The sequence below is a fragment of the Agarivorans albus genome (genome assembly GCF_019670105.1).
Taxonomy (GTDB): domain Bacteria; phylum Pseudomonadota; class Gammaproteobacteria; order Enterobacterales; family Celerinatantimonadaceae; genus Agarivorans; species Agarivorans albus.
This window is the reverse complement of the sequence record NZ_AP023032.1, coordinates 2,111,654-2,129,904: the sequence shown is the minus strand read 5'-3', so window position 1 is coordinate 2,129,904 and position 18,251 is coordinate 2,111,654. Positions and strand designations below refer to the sequence as shown.

The following is an 18,251-nucleotide window of genomic DNA, read 5'->3' as shown; positions in this document are numbered from 1 at the left end:
GTCCTTATTAAGCCACCGACTTATCAATAATCGGCTTCATCTCTTCACTAAAGCGAGCAGCATCGCTGTCTTTGCTAATAGGAATATCGAAGGTGACTTGCGCGCCAAAGCGCTCGGGGTGCTGTGCATCATGACGATGCTTGTCAAACACCCATAGGCGATTGCCTAAGCTAAAACCTTCGGAGAGATCGTGGGTAATCATAAAAATGGTAAGTTTGTGCTCTTGCCACAACTGATGAACTAGCTTGTGCATGTCTTTACGAATGCCGGGGTCAAGCGCGCCAAAAGGTTCGTCTAGTAACAATATCTTTGGCTTTTTCATCAAGGCTTGAGCAATTGCCAAGCGTTGCTGCATCCCCCCAGACATCTCTGTTGGGTATTTATGCGCGGCTTCTGTTAAACCTACTTTATCTAACATTGCCATTGCTTGGCTGTATGCCTGTTGTTTTGCTTTACCAAATAGACTCGCAAGCACTGGCGCTTTAGCAAATACATCACTTAGCATAACGTTTTGCACTGCCGTTAAGTGGGGAAACACGGAGTACTTTTGAAACACAATGCCACGCTCTGGCCCTGGTTCATTAGGTAAAGGTTCGCCATTTAACAAAAGCTTGCCACGGCTGGCAGTTTCATTTCCCAATAGCAAGTTGAGAAAAGTAGATTTACCGCAGCCAGAGGCGCCTACAATGCTAACAAACTCGCCTTCTTCAACACTTAGGTTTAAGCGCTCTAGCACTACGTTGTCGCCGTACTCTTTCCAAACGTCTATGGCTTGAATGATTGGAGTGCTCATTATGCGTCTCCTTGTGTTTTGTGATACCAAGAAAAAGCATGCACCGACAACTTGCGCAGCAGCCAATCCATTACAAAGGCCAACACACTAATCCACAGCACGTAAGGTAAAATTACGTCCATCGCTAGATAACGGCGAATAAGGAAAATGCGATAACCCAAGCCCTCTGTGGCAGCAATTGCCTCAGCAGCAATCAAAAATAGCCAAGCACTGCCCAAGGTTAAACGAACCGCTTCGATTAGCTTTGGCAGAATTTGCGGAATAACTACTGCAATAATGGTTTGCCAACTTGAAGCACCTAAGGTTTGCGCTTTTAAGATCTGCTCATTAGGTAACGCATCGGTGCGCAGCTGCAGGTCTCTAATCATAATTGGGCAGATCCCAATGATGATCAGCATCACTTTAGATAACTCTCCCAAGCCAAACACAATGAACAGAATAGGCAAAATTGCCATGGGTGGAATGAGCGAGATGGCAGTAACCAATGGCGATAAAGGTGCACGTACGAATGGCACCATGCCATTAGCAACACCCACCATTAAGGCCACTAAGGCGCTGATCCCCACCCCAAGTGCCAAGCGAGTTAAGCTAGCAAGCGTATCTGCCAGCATTAAGTACTCACCGCTGCGTTTGCTAGGCTCAAACGCCATGCGGTTAATTGCTTCCACAAAGCTCGACATAGCAGGCAATAACTTATCGTTTGGATTGTCTGCTAAACGCGCCTGTGATGCGGCCATGTATAAAGCAATTAGCAGCAAAAACGGTAGTAGGCCCAACATCAGCCGCACGAAGCGGCTAGGTTTTTTATTAATTATGCGAGTCATAGGCAGAGCCTTATAGTTTGCCTTCGGCAGCCATATCCATGTACTCGGCTGTAAAGCGAAGTTTTACGTTACTTGAATCGCCATAAACACCTGATGGAGTTTCGATACCGATAAAGCTAGCATCTGGTGCGCCTTCACCTAACAAACCGTGATGGTGCGAAAACTCGGCTACTTTAGCCATGGTGCTTTTTAGGGTTGCGCTATTGGTAAAATCAACAGCTTCTTGAGGCTGGTAGAACATTTTAGTAGAGGCTAATTGCGCATCATAACCGGCTAAATCGGTACCTGATGCTTCAGCCATAAATGCACGAGCTTTCATTGCTGCTTCATCATCACCCGACATAGTGGCCATAATCTCGTACCATGCGCCGGTTAGAGCTTTACCTAGCTTAGGATCTTGCTTAAGCGTATCGGTGTTCACTACTAGCAAGTCGATGATTTCACCAGGGATCTTAGATGAATCGAACACCATGTTGGTATCTGGCATTGCCACAATTTCGCTTAGTAGCGGGTTCCAAGTGGTAACAGCTGTTACATCTTTGGTAGTGAATGCAGCTACTAAATCGGCGTCGGAGGTGTTTTCAACTTTGATATCACGCTCTTTTAAGTCTACTGACTCTAAGGCGCGAGCTAACAAATAATGCGAAACACTTAACTCTACTAAGTTAACTTTTTCGCCTTTTATGTCAGCAAGGCTTTTATCACCTTTAAGTACTACACCATCGTTACCATTTGAGAAGTCGCCAACAATTAGCGCTGTTGAATCCACGCCACTGGCTGCAGGAATAGTTAGTGCGTCCATGTTGGTCATTACTGTGGCATCAAAGCCACCGGCGGTGTATTGGTTAATTGACTCGATGTAGTCGTTCACCTGCACTACTTCGATATTGATATCGTATTTGTCGGCCCACTTATCAACAATGCCTGAGGCTGCACCATAGTCCCACGGCATCCAACCAACATAGATAGTCCAAGCGAGTTTATAAGTAGGTTTATCGGCGGCTTGGGCAGATACAACACTAAGCGCACTTGCGCTAACGATGGTGGCTGCTACTGCCAGGGTACGGAGTGGAGATTTAATTAGATTTATCATGGTCACCTCAATGTGGTTATGCACTTTAAAATAAAAACATGAGAGACGTATTTATTGTCATCTCCCGGGCTTTTATCCCTCCGTGTAACCTCTATGAGGTTGACAACTCTCGGTCCAGACACTGCGTTGCAGCCGGAACCCTAGATGTCTATTGCAAATTTTAAGCGGCTCTTGATGAGGCAGAGCCATACATCTCTCATGTCGCAAGTATTAGGTAGCAATGGATATGCCAACGCTAACGCATCCCTCTATCTAGGTATAAATCACTAAATGAAGCCCCAGTAATAGCCACCCAAAGGCACCATAACGGTGCAAACATGTGATTTTTGCACCAAAATTTAATAAAACAAGGGCGTGTTACGCTGTGTGAGAAGAAAACAATATTGTGGCTACAATATAAAGATAAGCAACGAGCAATCTACCGCGATGCTTCAAAGGCTTATATTCATCAACAACTTAAGTTAACAAGTGAAACTAGCTAGCCTTAAGTAAATCACTTATTGCTTTTAGCTATACCTATTTGATTTTTTATATTTATACTCGAATAACTAATTACATTAGCGTGATGAATTAAGCGTTCTTGATTGGCACTCAGCAAAAAGGAGTTATGCATGAGTAGTATTTTTTCCCCTGCCGTTTATTTAAGTGACAGAGTAGGTTTTAAATACAAGTTCATAATGTGGACTTGCTTGTTTTTAATGCCAATCGTTTATGGTTTTGGGTCAATAATCCTCACCATGAATAAAGAAATATCATTTACCGAGAATGAGTTAGCAGGATATGAGATTGTTAACCAACTGCCCGGTATCTCCAACTCGGTAGTGAGGCACCAGCATCTAAACACGCTAAGAACGATGGGTGCAGATTACGACAAAGATGAACTCAGCGCTATTCAGCAAGATTTAAACAGCACCCTGCAACAACTAAGCTCACAACTTTCTGGCGATAATAAAACGTCGATGGAGCAAGCCCAACAGAGCTGGCAGGCCCTAGCAGAAAGTAAAAGCTCTTTAGGTAAGCTGCTCATTGAGCATGAAGCCTTTCTTAGACAAATTAGAGCCATCACCTATAGCGTAGCCGCGAATAGTGGATTAACTAGAGATCCGGAAGTCAGCAGTTATTACCTAATAGACATAGCTACTGCCCGTTTACCTATATTACAAAGCAACATTGCTAGGCTAAGAGATAAAGGAGGCGACATTGCTGACTTTGGTATTCTCGACGCTGAAGGTAATGCTGATCTTCAGTTTAGAACCGATAATGCCATCGAAGTGCTTAACGATATGGATAAAGCCTTGGCGCAACTGGTATCTTACGATAAACAGTTTGAAACTAAACTGGGTAAACAAGCCCAGCAAACTACCGAAAGCATAAAACGAATCGTTAATTTGATTCGCGATGAAATTCTCAAAGACCAACAAGTTAAAACCAATACCAATACTGTTTTTCAGCTTGCTAATGACAGCTTAAATCAAATCGAAGATTTTACCGCTGCTTCGCTTAGCTACTTTGGCGAAGAGTTAGGTAAGCGTAAAGCCAGTGCAGAACAAAAACGAGCCGTTATGCTGTTTGCCCTACTCGGGGTGCTACTAGCATGTTGCTATTTCATGGTTGGTGCTTATCTATCCATTAGACGCACCGTAAAACAAATTCGCTATGTAGCAGGTAGGGTTAATCAAGGCGATCTAAGCCAAGATTTAACGGTATATGGTTCTGACGAACTTGCTGACATTGCCCATGACTATAAAACCACCTTAGAAGCCTTACGATCGTTGTTAGAACAAGTTAAAAGCGGCTCCGAAGAAATGTTAATTGCTACCCAACAAATTGATGGAAAATCGCAAGAAGTGAGGGATGCGATTAATCAGCAGCAACTAGAAACACAGCAAGTAGCCACTGCTGTTGCAGAAATGAATGCCACTGTTAACAACATGGCTGAAGATGCGAATAAAGCCGCAGACTCTACCCTAGCCTCCCAACAAGCAGTTGTTAACGGCCAAACAATTGTCAGCGAAACCATTTCGACGATTGGTTTAATAAATGAAGAAGTACTTACCACCTCTACTTCACTCAACCAGCTGCAAGAGCAAACAAGCGCAATAGGTGGAGTTATCGATGTCATTAGAAACATCGCAGAACAAACCAATCTTTTAGCATTAAACGCAGCTATTGAAGCAGCTCGAGCTGGAGAACAAGGTCGTGGCTTTGCGGTGGTTGCTGATGAAGTGAGAACCCTTGCCAACAGGACCCAAACCTCAACTGATGAAATTCAGAAAATGATTGAAGGTTTACAATCTGGATCGTCGAGTTCAGTTAATGCCATGGCAAATGCTAGCAGCCGCGCACTTAGCGGTGTTGAACAAGCCGAAGAAGCCGGTGGCTCTTTTACCAATATTACTCAACGTGTAGACGAAGTTGTTGATTTGAACACTAACATCGCCAGCGCGATTGAAGAGCAAAGTAAAGTAATGGACGAAGTGGAACTCAATATCGTGCAAATATCTGATGGTGCCAATGCCGCGCTGCTTCTTGCAGATGAAGCGAGCCAAGCCAGTGTTAGCATTGGACAAGAAGTAGATAAGTTGCAGCAGATAGTTAATAAGTATCAACTGTAAGCTAAGCTAAGTAACTCTATGAATAGAGCAAGGCAATGCGGCATGTGAATTCACATGCCGCCAATTTTTCTAGCAGTATGGCTGATCAATTAAGTGCATTAGTTTTGTTCAAACAAAAAAGCCAGTAGCGTTAGCTACTGGCTTTTTTAATTGGTGCCCGGGGCCGGACTTGAACCGGCACGTCCTTTCAGACGAGGGATTTTAAATCCCTTGTGTCTACCAATTTCACCACCCGGGCAAAACTCTTCTTTGTAATGGAGGCGGGTCCCGGAGTCGAACCGAGGTCCACGGATTTGCAATCCGCTGCATAGCCACTCTGCCAACCCGCCAAACAGCGTTACAAATTTTGGAGCGGCACATCGGGTTCGAACCGATGACCTCAACCTTGGCAAGGTTGCGCTCTACCAACTGAGCTAGTGCCGCTTTATTCTTTATCACTATTTAGTGCAAGTGAGCTAACAACTAGGTTGCGCTACTCTTTATACCTACACCGAGCTAGTGCCGCTTTATTCTTTATCACTATTTAGTGCAAGTGAGTAAGCAACTAGGTTGCGCTACTCTTTATACTCACACTGAGCTAGTGCCGCTTTATTCTTTATCACTATTTAGTGCAAGTGAGCTAACAACTAGGTTGCGCTACTCTTTATACCCACACCGAGCTAGTGCCGCTTTATTCTTTATCACTATTTAGTGCAAGTGAGTAAGCAACTAGGTTGCTCTACTCTATATACTCACACTGAGCTAGTGCCGCTTAAATCTTTAAACAAATTGGTGCCCGGGGCCGGACTTGAACCGGCACGTCCTTTCAGACGAGGGATTTTAAATCCCTTGTGTCTACCAATTTCACCACCCGGGCGACACGTTTTGTTGTTAACTAGGAGCTAGCCCCTGAAAACGAGTTGTACTTTAACGTATTACAGAAATGAGTCAACGGATTTTTTAAGGGAGTTGATTCAAGTGCTTAAAAAGCGATCTAGGCGCTGCCTTTTCACACCATTCCTGTATTTACGTTGTGAAAACAAGCGGCCTTTACACACTACCAAAGTAAAACAGATATCGATAAACAAATGATTTGATGCGCTGATTAATTGCAACAATGAGAGTAGCTGACAAGATGAGGAAAAACTTGGGAAGCTTGAGATATAGGATAGATAGAAGAGTTGGTGCCCGGGGCCGGACTTGAACCGGCACGTCCTTTCAGACGAGGGATTTTAAATCCCTTGTGTCTACCAATTTCACCACCCGGGCGACACAGATTTATAGTATGGAGGCGGGTCCCGGAGTCGAACCGAGGTCCACGGATTTGCAATCCGCTGCATAGCCACTCTGCCAACCCGCCATACTATGTGTGTTAAATTGGAGCGGCACATCGGGTTCGAACCGATGACCTCAACCTTGGCAAGGTTGCGCTCTACCAACTGAGCTAGTGCCGCTTCATCTGCTTTACTTGCTAGTATGAATAAATAGACAACTTAGGTTGTGCTACTTTTTATATCCACACTGAGCTAGTGCTGCTTCTTGCGTATTACCTAAGTAATTCGCCTTTAACACCCCAGCGTTGCCGCTGAATGTGCTGTGCATTTTAGCGACCTAAATCTTTACGTCAACTGTCTTTTAATAAGTTTCTTACTGTTCGTTGGATTTTTAGGCTAAAGCTACGATTTATTAATCATTTTGCTTTAATTCTGGCCATGCCAGCATTAAATAACTCACCATTGACCAAAGCGTAAGAACGGTTGCCACATAAAATAGTGCGTAACTGGCTTGCGTAACAAAAGGGTCTATTTGTGCGGTTAAGCCGGTAATAGCTGCCATTTGAGCAGCTGTTTTATATTTTCCTATCCAAGATACCGCAACGCTTGAACGCTTACCAAGTTCTGCCATCCACTCTCGTAGCGCGGAAATAATAATTTCGCGGGATATCATGATAACCGCAGGAACAGTAATCCAAAAAGTCTGATAATGCTCTACCAATACCACTAAGGCTGCAACTACCATAGCCTTATCGGCCACTGGATCGAGAAATGCACCAAAAGGTGTGGTTTGGCCCAGGCGTCGCGCTAAGTATCCATCTAAATAATCTGTAGCAGCCGCTAAGCCAAAGATAAATGCAGCGGCCAACATGCCCCACTCTACGGGAAGGTAAAAAGCTATTAAGAAAAACGGAATTAATACAATTCTAAACGCGGTTAGTATATTTGGAATATTTATCATTATTTTTCATTTATAAAACTACTGCCGCTATGTTGCCTAATCTTGCCTAGTGATGCAACGAATCATAAATTTTTTGCGCTAAAGTAGGGCTAATTCCGGGAACTTTTTTAATTTCGTCAACACTAGCGCTTTTGAGCTGTTGCATTCCACCTAAATGCGTTAGCAAAGCTTGACGCCGTTTTGCCCCCACTCCATCAATATCTTCCAACACACTAGTCTTGCGCGCTTTGTCTCGGCGATTACGATGACCGGTTATCGCAAAGCGATGGCTTTCGTCTCGAATATGTTGAATAAGATGCAATGCAGCGGAATCACTAGGTAAGTGAATTTCGGTCATCGCTTTACCAATCAGCAGCGTCTCTAAGCCTGGTTTGCGGGTTGTACCTTTAGCGACTCCCACCAACAAAGGCATTGGCTCCAAATTTAGCGGCTCAATGCTGGCAAAGGCTGCAGACAGCTGCCCTTTACCACCATCAATAAACAATACATCGGGGATCTTTTCAGTTAACTGGGCCTTTTGGTAACGACGAGTTAATGCCTGCGCCATTGCGGCATAGTCATCGCCACCGGTAATGCCGTCGATGTTAAAGCGACGATACTCAGATTTGTTTGGCCCTTGCCTATCAAACACCACGCATGAAGCCACCGTGCGCTCGCCTTGGGTATGGCTGATATCAAAACACTCCATGCGCTTAATTGGCTGTTCTTGCTTGAGCAGCGCTTCAAGTTCAGTGACGCGATGATGAATGGTGGCTTCTTGATTTAGTTTGGTTAACAGGGCATTTTCTGCATTGGTATTTGCTAGCGCAACAAACCGCAGTTTCTCTCCACGTTTAGGTTGGGAAAGTTTCACTTTGCAATCAAGTTCACTTTCGATTGCTGCTTCTATCTCTGGCCAATCACCTTCGATATCAGGTAGCAGCACTTCATTAGGTTGGTTGCCCTTACGTTGTTCAGACAAGTAGTACTGCATCACAAAACTGCGCAGTACTTCAGGTAAATCGGCTTGTTTAGGCACTTTAGGGTAATACGAACGACTACCTAGTACTTGACCATCACGGATTAGCAACAAATGAATAACGGCAATGCCATTTCTAAAGGCAAAACCCAATACATCACTATGCTCGGTATTGCCGCTCACAAACTGTTGCTCTTGAACCTTGCGTAAGGCTTGAATTTGGTCTCTAAAACCCGCGGCAGCTTCGAAATCTAAGCTATCGCTGGCCTTGGTCATCTTTTCCGCTAGTTGATTTATTACCTGTTGGCTTTTGCCCTTTAAGAACATACTCGCAAGGTCTACTTGCTGTTGATAGTCTTCTTCGCTAATTAGGTTTACACAGGGTCCAGAACAACGTTTAAGTTGGTACTGAAGACAAGGGCGTTGGCGGTTTGCGTATTCACTATCGCTGCACTGGCGAATAGGAAATAGCTTCTGCATCAAATGCAGGCTTTCACGTACCGCATTACCATTAGGATAAGGACCAAAATAGTCGCCTTTATTACGTTTAGCGCCTCGATGCATCGATATCCGCGGATGCTTGTGTTTACTTAAAAGAATATAGGGATAGGACTTATCGTCTCGCAACAGCACATTGTATTTGGGTAAGTGCTTTTTAATCAGGTTGTGTTCGAGAATAAGCGCTTCGGTTTCGGTATGAGTAACCGTAACTTCAACCCGTGCTATGTTTGAGACCAAGGCTCGGGTTTTATTGCTATCGACGTTTTTTCTAAAATAGCTACTTAAACGCCTCTTAAGCGATTTAGCTTTACCTACATAGATTACTTCATTAGCGGCGTTATACATCATGTATATGCCGCTAGCTTCGGTGACTTGGCTTAGAAATGCCTTACTATCAAATGGAGCGCTATCTTCGAGCAAAATTACAGCTTGTCTGTGTCTATCATGCCGTGGCGAATGGCTAAATGAGTTAACTCTACATCACCGCTAATGTTCAACTTGCTAAACAAGCGGTAACGGTAAGAATTGACCGTTTTGGGGCTTAGGCTGAGCTGGTCAGAAATATCGGTAACCTTTTCGCCTTTGGTAATCATTAGCATTATCTGCAACTCTCGTTCAGATAAGCTTTGAAATGGATTGTCTTCTGCCGGATTAAACTGACTCAAAGCCATTTGCTGAGCGATCTCGGGTGACAGATAACGCTGCCCTACGTTAACCGCACGAATAGCTTGTAGCATTTCATCTGGGCCGGCACTTTTGGTTAAGTAACCACATGCGCCTGCTTGCATCACCTTGGTAGGAAATGGGTTTTCAGTATGAATAGTTAACACGATAATCTTAGCATCTGGATCGTAACGCAATATCTTGCGGGTAGCCTCTAAGCCACCAATTCCAGGCATATTCATATCCATTAAGATTACGTTGGCTTGGTTGCTTCTGCACCATTGAACGGCTTTCTCTCCGCTCTCGGCCTCACCAACCACTTTAAATCCTCGAACGTCTTCTAAAATGCGACGGATCCCTGTACGCACTAGCTCATGATCGTCAACCAGAAATACGTTTATCAAGCGTTTTCTCCGCTGTAACTAAAACATCAATCTACTAATTGGGCGGGTTGCCAGACCTTGCATCGTCTGCGCAGCAAACTTTATATCCCATCAGGATAATAATTTAAAGGCTTAAGCGATATAAGTTTAGAGTAGAACTGAGATTATTGGCAGTTTGCGCAATAAACTGGCAATTTATCCACATTGGATGTGAGGTAGTGCAGAAACGAAAAACGCCAGCGTAATGCTGGCGTTTTTCTGAATAATGGCGGAGGAGGAGAGATTTGAACTCTCGAAGGGCTATTAACCCTTGCCGGTTTTCAAGACCGGTGCATTCGACCACTCTGCCACCCCTCCGCAGCAACCGGGCGCATATTACCTAGCATTTTTCAGCTTGTAAACCGTCATCTTTGAATTTTTTGGAAATGTCTAACAATTGACTAAATGCTAGGCAAATTTTGGCTATAAAAAAGCCCAGCATAAGCCGGGCTTTTTAGCAGTTTGTCGCTAACTTACTTAGGTAAGTAGCTCTTACCCATTAAGAAGGTATCAACGGCTTGTGCTGCACCACGACCTTCGTTGATTGCCCAAACAATCAAACTTTGACCACGACGCGCATCACCAGCTGCAAACACACCTTTAACATTTGTGGCGTATTCACCGTAGGTTGCTTTAGCATTTGAACGAGCGTCTTTTTCAACGCCTAGTTCGTCAATAATACCCGCTTCTGGTCCCATGAAGCCCATAGCTAGCAATACTAAGTCAGCTTTGATGACTTCTTCACTGCCTTTTACTGGCTCTGGTACCATTTGGCCGTTAGCGTTTTTCGTCCAGTTGACCTTGGTAGTGTGAACTTCTGTCACGTTACCTTGCTCATCACCCACCATTTTCTGGGTCATAACTAGGTAACGACGCGGATCTTCACCTTGAATGGCAATCGCTTCGTCTTGACCGTAGTCACGCTTTAAGGTGCGCTTAAATTCTGGCCAAGGGTTGTCTTGAGCACGTTCTTGCGGAGGCTGAGGCATAATCTCTAGCTGCATTACGTTCTTACATCCGTGACGCAGTGAAGTACCCACACAGTCAGTACCTGTATCACCACCACCAATAACCACAACGTGCTTATCTTTAGCGCTAATGTAACGGCCATCTTCTAGGTTGCTATCTAGCAAGCTCTTAGTATTTTTACCTAAGAACTCCATCGCAAAGTGAACACCGTTTAACTGGCGACCTTCTACTGGTAAGTCACGCGGAACCGTTGCGCCAGTGGCTAGCAACAGTGCGTCAAAGTCTTCGTTCAAACGGTTAATAGAAATGTCTTTACCCACTTCTACTGAAGTTTTGAATACGATACCTTCTTCACGCATGATTTCGATACGACGCTCAACGATCTCTTTTTGCAGCTTCATGTTCGGAATACCGTACATTAATAAGCCACCAACTCGGTCAGCACGTTCAAACACAGTTACTTTATGACCAGCAGAATTTAACTGAGCAGCAGCTGCTAAACCAGCAGGACCAGAGCCTACAATGGCGACAGTTTTGCCGCTGCGTTTAGCTGGAATGTTAGGTTTAACCCAACCTTCCTTAAATGCACGCTCGATAATGTTAACTTCTTGGCTCTTAATGGTTACTGGTGGAGCATTAATACCTAGAACACAAGAATCTTCACAAGGAGCTGGACATACGCGCCCAGTAAACTCCGGGAAGTTATTGGTTTTGTGTAAACGGTCAATCGCATCCTTCCAGCGACCACGGTATACCAGGTCATTCCACTCTGGAATCAAGTTGTTAATTGGACACCCAGCTACGCGTGGCGCGTAGTCTGAGTCACCAGAATGACAAAAAGGAATACCACAATCCATACAGCGAGAAGCTTGGTCTTTAACCGCTTCTTCGCTCATAGGCGTTTTAACTTCTAGCCAATCTATCAAACGCTCTGCTGGGTCGCGGTCTGTCGATAGCTTCCTGTCTATTTCCATAAATCCCGTTGGATTTGCCATGTCTCTCTCCTAAACCGCTTCAGCTTTTTGTTTGGCTTGTTCAGCCTTGGCTTTTTTCGCTTGCGCTACGCTATCAAGGTGCATATCAAATGCAGCTACCGCTACATCGTAATCCGTTTCATGCTCACCTGTGGCTTTAGCTTCTTTCATGTAGTTCTGCATACGCTCGTAATCGGTAGGCATTACACGAACGAACATGCTAAGTGCGTTATCCCAATCAGCTAGCAATTCTTTTGCTACATCAGAGCCAGTTTGCTCTAAGTGATTTTCGATTAATGCTTTTAGCTCGGCTGCTTCAGCTGCGTCTTCAACGCCGCCTAGCTTAACCATTTCCATGTTACAACGTGAGGCAAATTGCTTGTTACGGTCTAATACGTACGCTACACCGCCAGACATACCAGCTGCGAAGTTACGGCCCGTTTCACCAAGAATTACCGCTTTACCTCCGGTCATGTATTCACAACCGTGGTCACCTACGCCTTCAACAATGGCTGTTACACCAGAGTTACGAACACAGAAACGCTCGCCAGCTATACCGCGAATATAAGCTTCACCAGAAGTACCACCAAAGAAGGCTACGTTACCTACAATGATGTTTTTGCGTGCTTCGAACGGTGCGCTTGAATCTGGGTAAACCACTAATTTGGCGCCAGATAAACCTTTACCGAAGTAATCGTTGGCATCGCCTTCAAGTTCAAACTTAATACCTTTAGCGGCAAAAGTACCAAAGCTTTGGCCTGCACTACCGTTGAATTTCACTTTAATCGTGTCTTCTGGTAGGCCTTCAGCACCATAACGCTTAGATATTTCGTTCGACAGCATGGTACCAACACTACGGTTGGTGTTGATGATCTCTGATTTCAGAGATACTTCTTCGCCACTCTCAAGCGCCTTAGCGGCATCTTTGATTAACTGGCGATCCACGATGTCGTGAATTAAGTGTTTTTGCTCTTGGCTGCAGTAAAGTGTTTCGTTACCACTGTCATCAGCTTTATAAAGGATTGGAGATAAATCCACGCCTTTGTATTTCCAGTGATCAACATCGGTACGTGGTGTTAGACACTGGCTTTGACCTACCATCTCATTAATTGAGCGGAAGCCTAGTTCAGCCATAATTTCACGTAAACCTTCAACCATCATCTTGAAGAAGTTGACAACGTGGTCAACTTGACCTGCGTAACGCTCGCGTAAACGACGGTCCTGAGTAGCAATACCCACTGGACAAGTGTTCAAGTGACACTTACGCATCATGGTACAACCTTCAACTACTAGGGCTGCAGTTGCTACGCCCCACTCTTCAGCACCTAGCAAAGTTGCTACAGCTAAATCGCGTGGTGTTTTAAGTTGACCATCGGCCTGTACAGTAATACGGCTACGTAGTTTATTTTGAATTAGCGTTTGATGCGTTTCTGCTAGACCTAGCTCCCACGGCAGACCCGCGTGTTTAATTGAGCTAAGTGGAGAAGCACCAGTACCACCGTCGTAACCTGCGATAAGTACTACGTCGGCGTAACCTTTACATACACCAGAAGCAATTGTACCTACACCCGCTTCTGATACTAACTTAACGTTAATACGTGCATCGCGGTTAGCATTTTTCAAATCGTAGATTAGCTGGGCTAAATCTTCGATTGAGTAGATGTCGTGGTGTGGAGGTGGTGAAATTAGACCAACACCTGGCGTTGAGCCACGAGTTTTACCGATCCAGGCATCAACTTTATCACCTGGTAACTGACCACCCTCGCCCGGTTTAGCACCCTGCGCCATCTTGATCTGTAGCTCTTCAGCATTTGCCAAGTAATGGCTAGTTACACCAAAGCGACCAGAAGCAACCTGTTTGATCTTAGAGATCATAGAGTCGCCATTTTCCATAGGCTTAAAGCGAATTGGGTCTTCACCGCCCTCACCAGAGTTACTCTTACCGCCAATGCGGTTCATAGCAATTGCTAGTGTAGTGTGCGCTTCCCAAGAAATAGAACCAAAGCTCATTGCACCAGTAGCAAAACGCTTAAGAATCGTTTCTGCTGATTCAACTTCACTTAGCGGTACACTTTCACGGTCTGATTTAAACTTCAATAAACCACGTAGCGTGAAAGCTTCTTTAGCTTGGTTATCTACGTTTGCAGCATATTCTTTAAACACTTTGTAGTCGTTAGTCGACGAAGCATTTTGTAGCAAACGAATCGTTGTTGGGTTAAATAGGTGACGTTCACCGTCTTTACGCCATGCGTACTCACCACCCGTTTTCAGGATTAGATCACTGAATGGGTTGTCGTCTGCAGGGAAACCTTCACGGTGACGGTTTAGTGCTTCTGTAGCGATACCGTCTAAGCTTAAACCTTCGATACGGGTCACTGTACCGGTGAAGTATTTTTTCACTACTTCAGAGTTAATACCAAGCGCTTCAAAGATTTGAGCGCCTTGGTAAGACTGAAGTGTAGAAATACCCATCTTCGAGAAGATTTTTAGCAAGCCGCTATTTACTGCTTTAGTGTAGCGCTCAACAACTTCATCGTTGCTTAGGCTGCTTTCGATAATTGCTTGGTCGCGCATATCAAGAAGCGTTTCAATTGCTAAGTATGGGTTAACCGCTGCTGCGCCATAACCTAATACAGTTGCTAAATGGTGGGTTTCGCGAATATCACCAGACTCAACAATTAGGTCTGCGTGAGCACGAATGCCTTCACGAATTAAGTAGTGGTGAACTGCTGCTGTAGCTAGTACTGAAGGCACTGCTGCGTGGTCACTATCTACTTTACGGTCACTCAAGATTAGAATTGAGAAACCATCATCTACCGCATCTTTAGCATGACGACAAATACGCTCAAGCGCTTTTTCTAACTCATTTTCTGCACCAGAGGCGTGGAAAGTGGTATGAATAGTCGCAGCTTGGAAGTGATTGTGATCAATGCTACGTAGCTTAGCTAACTGGTCGTTAGTTAATACTGGTTGCTTAATCTCAACTTTACGACAATGCAGCGGCGTTTCTTCAAGTAAGTTTAAGTCCGCACCTACGTATGTACGTAGTGACATTACCATTTCTTCACGAATTGGGTCGATTGGCGGGTTAGTTACCTGGGCAAACAACTGTTTAAAGTAATGCGATAAGTGCGGGTTTTTATCAGATAAAATCGCTAGCGGCGTATCTGTTCCCATTGCACCAAGTGGTTCTTTAGAAGTACCAACCATCGGCTTTAATACCGCGTTAATATCTTCTTGGCTGTAGCCAAATGCTTTTTGACGTTTCTCTAGGCTGTGCTGCGTAGCAAAACGGTCGTAACCTTCTGGTAATGGAAGATCATCTAAAACAATCTTGTTTTCTTCTACCCATTTGCCATAAGGCTGGCTAGAACACACTGTGTGTTTAACTTCATCATCAGCAACAATGCGGCCTTGTTCTAGGTCGGCAATGAAGATTTTACCTGGTTGCAAGCGGCCTTTTTGAACCACTTTAGATTGATCTACAACCAATGCACCAGTTTCAGAGCCCATTACTACTAAACCATCATCGGTTACTAGGTAACGAGAAGGACGTAAGCCGTTACGGTCAAGAGTTGCGCCAATTACTTTACCATCGGTAAATGAAATTGAAGCTGGGCCATCCCATGGTTCCATGATGCAAGAGTAGTACTCGTAGAAGGCACGCTTCACCGGGTCCATGTCATCTTGAGTTTGCCATGCTTCTGGCACAACCATCATCATTACTTGTTCAAGCGGACGACCACTTAATACAAGTAGCTCTACACACATGTCTAAGTTTGCAGAGTCTGAGCGAGAGATATCACAAACTGGATTAATCATATCCAGTTCTTCTTTGCTGAAGTTTACACTTGCAAGCAAAGACTCACGTGCGCGCATCCAGTTTACGTTACCTTTAACAGTGTTAATTTCACCATTATGTGCAATGTAACGGAACGGCTGTGCTAAGCGCCATGCTGGGAATGTGTTAGTAGAAAAACGCGAGTGGAACATGGCAATTGCCGAAACCACACGAGAGTCTTGAAGGTCTAAGTAATACTTGCGTACTTGAGCCGTAGTTAACTGCCCCTTGTACACAATAGTACGAGAAGACATCGAAGCCATGTAGAAGTCTTCGTCTACACCGGCAACTGTCGCATCAGCGATGTGCAAGGTGTATTTACGTAAAACAAATAGCTTACGTTCGAAAACTTGCTGGTCTAAGTCAGCAGGACGCGCAATGAACACTTGTTCAATTTGCGGCTCATTATCTAGAGATGCTTGACCTAGGCTAGAGTTGTCTTTTGGAACTACGCGGTAACCTAATAAGGTTAGGCCTAGTTTTTCAATGTTACGGTTTAGTATCTCGCGACATTCGCGACGAATAGCTTCACCAGCAGGGAAGTAAACCATACCCACGCCGTACTCACCTGGTTTAGGTAAGCTGAAGCCCAATTTTGTTACTTCTTCGTTAAAAAACTCATGAGGAAGCTGAATGAGAATACCGGCGCCGTCTCCACTATCTACGTCACAACCAGTACCACCACGATGCTCCATGCAAGTAAGCATGGTTAATGCGTTTTCGATCACATCATGACTTTTACGCCCTTTTAAGTGGGCAACGAATCCGATACCACAGCTATCGTGTTCGAATTCTGGCCTATAAAGGCTCTTATTGTGTTGAGTTATGTTTGTCATCCAGTAATTCCTATTTACTGCTATATTAATGTTATTCAGACCGACAGGACCTTAGACATCAATAGTATTTTCATTTAAAGAGGAGCCCCACCATCTATCGATGATGTGTGAACAACTACCTTTCACAGATAATTATTCTAAAAACCTCCAAAACAACAGCATTCAATAACGCAGGAGCTAGTCCATTCGTCACGAAAGTAAACGAAATGCTACCACAGATATAATTTGAATTTCAGACTTGACTTGAAATTAAACACGATTTTTTTTTACAAAAATGCGTAAGAGACTAAAAAAGCGAGTTTTTTCTCACAAATAGTGCAGAAAAATTCACTATCACTTGATAATTTTGCGTTAAAGGCATCTTAACGTAATAAAATAACGTAATTTGTAAACCATTTTAAAGCATCATGTTGCTGAAAACGCTACCGAGAGTTACAAAAGAAAGCGATCTAACATTTACCTACAAAAAAGCCAGCGATAGACGCTGGCTTTTAGCGAAAGGTTTGCCCTTTAAGCTACATCAAACTCACGTTGTAGCGGCGGCATAACTTGTTTCTTACGGCTAACTACGCCAGGTAGGTCGATAACTGAACCTTCGATAGTTCCACCTAAAGTAGAAGCAACCAGTGCAGCTTCATCACTACAAATTAAGCCAGTAGAGTTTAGGGTAGTAATGTCAGTTAACAACACAAGAGCGGTGTGGTAGTTGTTTGCTTGTTTAAGCGCAACTAAGGCCGTTTCTAACTCATCTAAACGGGCTAGTACCGGTTTTACTGAAGTAAGTTCTAATTGAGCAATGGCAAATTGTTTACCATTAATCTCATAAACTTTTTGATCTCTTAGTACTAACTCATCCGCAGGCACTGAAGCCACATCAGATTTTGCTGCAAATTGCTCGTCTGCAAATGCATCAATATCTTCAACACCAGCCAGTAAAGCTAAGGCTTCTGCAGCTTCACGATCTACTGGTGTAAATGTTGGGGAGTTAAATTTAACTGTATCGCTTAAGATAGCGCCTAACATTAGGGTAGCGGCTTCTTTACTAGGCGTAATATTAGCGGCTTGATACATGCTATAAACAATCGTACAGCTACAACCTACAGGGCGGATCCAACACTCTAAAGGTTCAGCAGTAGTGATATCACCAAGTTTATGGTGATCAACGATACCGCGAATGTTAGCTTTTTTAGCGTCTTTTGGCGCTTGCCCCCAATCAGAGTAATCAATTAGCCAAACATCTTCGCCAGCGATCTCTGTGCGCACTTCTGGCGCTGCAAAACCAATTTTGTCTAAGAGAAATTTGGCTTCAGGATTAGGTTCACCTTGAGCAATCGCTGTTGCTGGTGTGCCTTGCTTGGTTAATAACTCTGCTAACGATATTGCACCGGCAATACTGTCACAGTCTGGATTAGTATGTCCTAAAACTAACATCTGTTATCCGTCTCTCTTAATCGTTGAATGGTTTAGGCAAACTGCCCTGTTAATGCGCTGATCATAGGGCTATGTGATGGCGAGTGCAATACTAAGGAAGGTTTAAGCTTGTTGATT

The 18,251-nt window shown here is 44.2% G+C and carries 10 protein-coding genes, 8 tRNA genes and 1 riboswitch; of the genes, 1 reads left to right on the top strand and 17 read right to left on the bottom strand.

Annotation, left to right across the window (positions count from 1 at the left end):
• Positions 1-7: 7 nt before the first annotated feature.
• From K5620_RS09805 to K5620_RS09795, 3 genes are read right to left on the bottom strand one after another with little or no spacing between them, the layout of a single operon-like run.
• Positions 8-793, bottom strand: a complete 786-nt coding sequence (locus K5620_RS09805; protein WP_016403083.1) for an ABC transporter ATP-binding protein — start codon at positions 791-793, stop codon at positions 8-10.
• Positions 793-1,617: an ABC transporter permease gene (locus tag K5620_RS09800; protein ID WP_040307480.1), complete on the bottom strand. Its 825-nt coding sequence runs from the start codon at positions 1,615-1,617 to the stop codon at positions 793-795. The genes K5620_RS09805 and K5620_RS09800 overlap by 1 nt, the downstream gene beginning before the upstream one ends.
• Positions 1,618-1,627: 10 nt before the next feature.
• On the bottom strand, positions 1,628-2,710 hold the full coding sequence (locus K5620_RS09795) for a putative urea ABC transporter substrate-binding protein (protein ID WP_016403085.1): 1,083 nt from the start codon (positions 2,708-2,710) through the stop codon (positions 1,628-1,630).
• Positions 2,711-2,769: 59 nt separating this feature from the next.
• Positions 2,770-2,865, bottom strand: a riboswitch (guanidine-I (ykkC/yxkD leader).
• A gap of 456 nt (positions 2,866-3,321) precedes the next feature.
• On the opposite strand from K5620_RS09795, the gene K5620_RS09790 reads away from it, so the two are divergent.
• The gene (locus tag K5620_RS09790; RefSeq protein WP_040307481.1) at positions 3,322-5,325 is read left to right on the top strand and encodes a methyl-accepting chemotaxis protein; all 2,004 of its coding nucleotides are present in this window, start codon (positions 3,322-3,324) and stop codon (positions 5,323-5,325) included.
• A 151-nt stretch (positions 5,326-5,476) separates the two neighbouring features.
• Here the strand turns inward: K5620_RS09790 and K5620_RS09785 are convergent.
• The 14 genes from K5620_RS09785 to K5620_RS09720 all read right to left on the bottom strand — a co-directional run bounded on the left by K5620_RS09785 (position 5,477) and on the right by K5620_RS09720 (position 18,134).
• Positions 5,477-5,563 (bottom strand) — tRNA-Leu (locus K5620_RS09785).
• Between the two features lie 17 nt (positions 5,564-5,580).
• Positions 5,581-5,654 (bottom strand) — tRNA-Cys (locus K5620_RS09780).
• A gap of 18 nt (positions 5,655-5,672) precedes the next feature.
• Positions 5,673-5,748: transfer RNA gene (locus tag K5620_RS09775), tRNA-Gly, on the bottom strand.
• Positions 5,749-6,094: 346 nt separating this feature from the next.
• Positions 6,095-6,181: transfer RNA gene (locus K5620_RS09770), tRNA-Leu, on the bottom strand.
• A 305-nt stretch (positions 6,182-6,486) separates the two neighbouring features.
• Positions 6,487-6,573 (bottom strand) — tRNA-Leu (locus tag K5620_RS09765).
• A gap of 17 nt (positions 6,574-6,590) precedes the next feature.
• Positions 6,591-6,664, bottom strand: a tRNA-Cys gene (locus K5620_RS09760).
• Between the two features lie 18 nt (positions 6,665-6,682).
• Positions 6,683-6,758, bottom strand: a tRNA-Gly gene (locus K5620_RS09755).
• Positions 6,759-6,990: 232 nt separating this feature from the next.
• Positions 6,991-7,539, bottom strand: a complete 549-nt coding sequence (gene pgsA / locus K5620_RS09750) for a CDP-diacylglycerol--glycerol-3-phosphate 3-phosphatidyltransferase (protein ID WP_040306994.1) — start codon at positions 7,537-7,539, stop codon at positions 6,991-6,993.
• Positions 7,540-7,585: 46 nt separating this feature from the next.
• Entirely contained in the window at positions 7,586-9,418 is a 1,833-nt protein-coding gene (gene uvrC, locus K5620_RS09745) for an excinuclease ABC subunit UvrC (RefSeq protein WP_016401013.1), read from the bottom strand.
• 2 nt (positions 9,419-9,420) lie between these two features.
• Positions 9,421-10,065 carry a UvrY/SirA/GacA family response regulator transcription factor gene (gene uvrY, locus K5620_RS09740; RefSeq protein WP_016401014.1) on the bottom strand — a complete coding sequence of 215 codons (645 nt, stop codon included), beginning with the start codon at positions 10,063-10,065 and terminating at the stop codon, positions 9,421-9,423.
• A 245-nt stretch (positions 10,066-10,310) separates the two neighbouring features.
• Positions 10,311-10,401: transfer RNA gene (locus K5620_RS09735), tRNA-Ser, on the bottom strand.
• A gap of 155 nt (positions 10,402-10,556) precedes the next feature.
• Positions 10,557-12,047: a glutamate synthase subunit beta gene (locus tag K5620_RS09730; protein ID WP_016401015.1), complete on the bottom strand. Its 1,491-nt coding sequence runs from the start codon at positions 12,045-12,047 to the stop codon at positions 10,557-10,559.
• 9 nt (positions 12,048-12,056) lie between these two features.
• Complete coding sequence (gltB, locus tag K5620_RS09725; RefSeq protein WP_016401016.1) at positions 12,057-16,703, bottom strand: glutamate synthase large subunit; 4,647 nt, start codon at positions 16,701-16,703, stop codon at positions 12,057-12,059.
• A gap of 510 nt (positions 16,704-17,213) precedes the next feature.
• Positions 17,214-18,134, bottom strand: a complete 921-nt coding sequence (locus tag K5620_RS09720; protein ID WP_221077477.1) for a manganese-dependent inorganic pyrophosphatase — start codon at positions 18,132-18,134, stop codon at positions 17,214-17,216.
• Positions 18,135-18,251: the final 117 nt, after the last annotated feature.

Coding starts and splice junctions, on each gene's coding strand:
- K5620_RS09805 (WP_016403083.1), bottom strand. CDS start 793: ATGAGCACTCCAATCATTCAAGCCATAGACGTTTGGAAAGAGTACGGC.
- K5620_RS09800 (WP_040307480.1), bottom strand. CDS start 1,617: ATGACTCGCATAATTAATAAAAAACCTAGCCGCTTCGTGCGGCTGATG.
- K5620_RS09795 (WP_016403085.1), bottom strand. CDS start 2,710: ATGATAAATCTAATTAAATCTCCACTCCGTACCCTGGCAGTAGCAGCC.
- K5620_RS09790 (WP_040307481.1), top strand. CDS start 3,322: ATGAGTAGTATTTTTTCCCCTGCCGTTTATTTAAGTGACAGAGTAGGT.
- pgsA (WP_040306994.1), bottom strand. CDS start 7,539: ATGATAAATATTCCAAATATACTAACCGCGTTTAGAATTGTATTAATT.
- K5620_RS09730 (WP_016401015.1), bottom strand. CDS start 12,047: ATGGCAAATCCAACGGGATTTATGGAAATAGACAGGAAGCTATCGACA.
- gltB (WP_016401016.1), bottom strand. CDS start 16,703: ATGACAAACATAACTCAACACAATAAGAGCCTTTATAGGCCAGAATTC.
- K5620_RS09720 (WP_221077477.1), bottom strand. CDS start 18,134: ATGTTAGTTTTAGGACATACTAATCCAGACTGTGACAGTATTGCCGGT.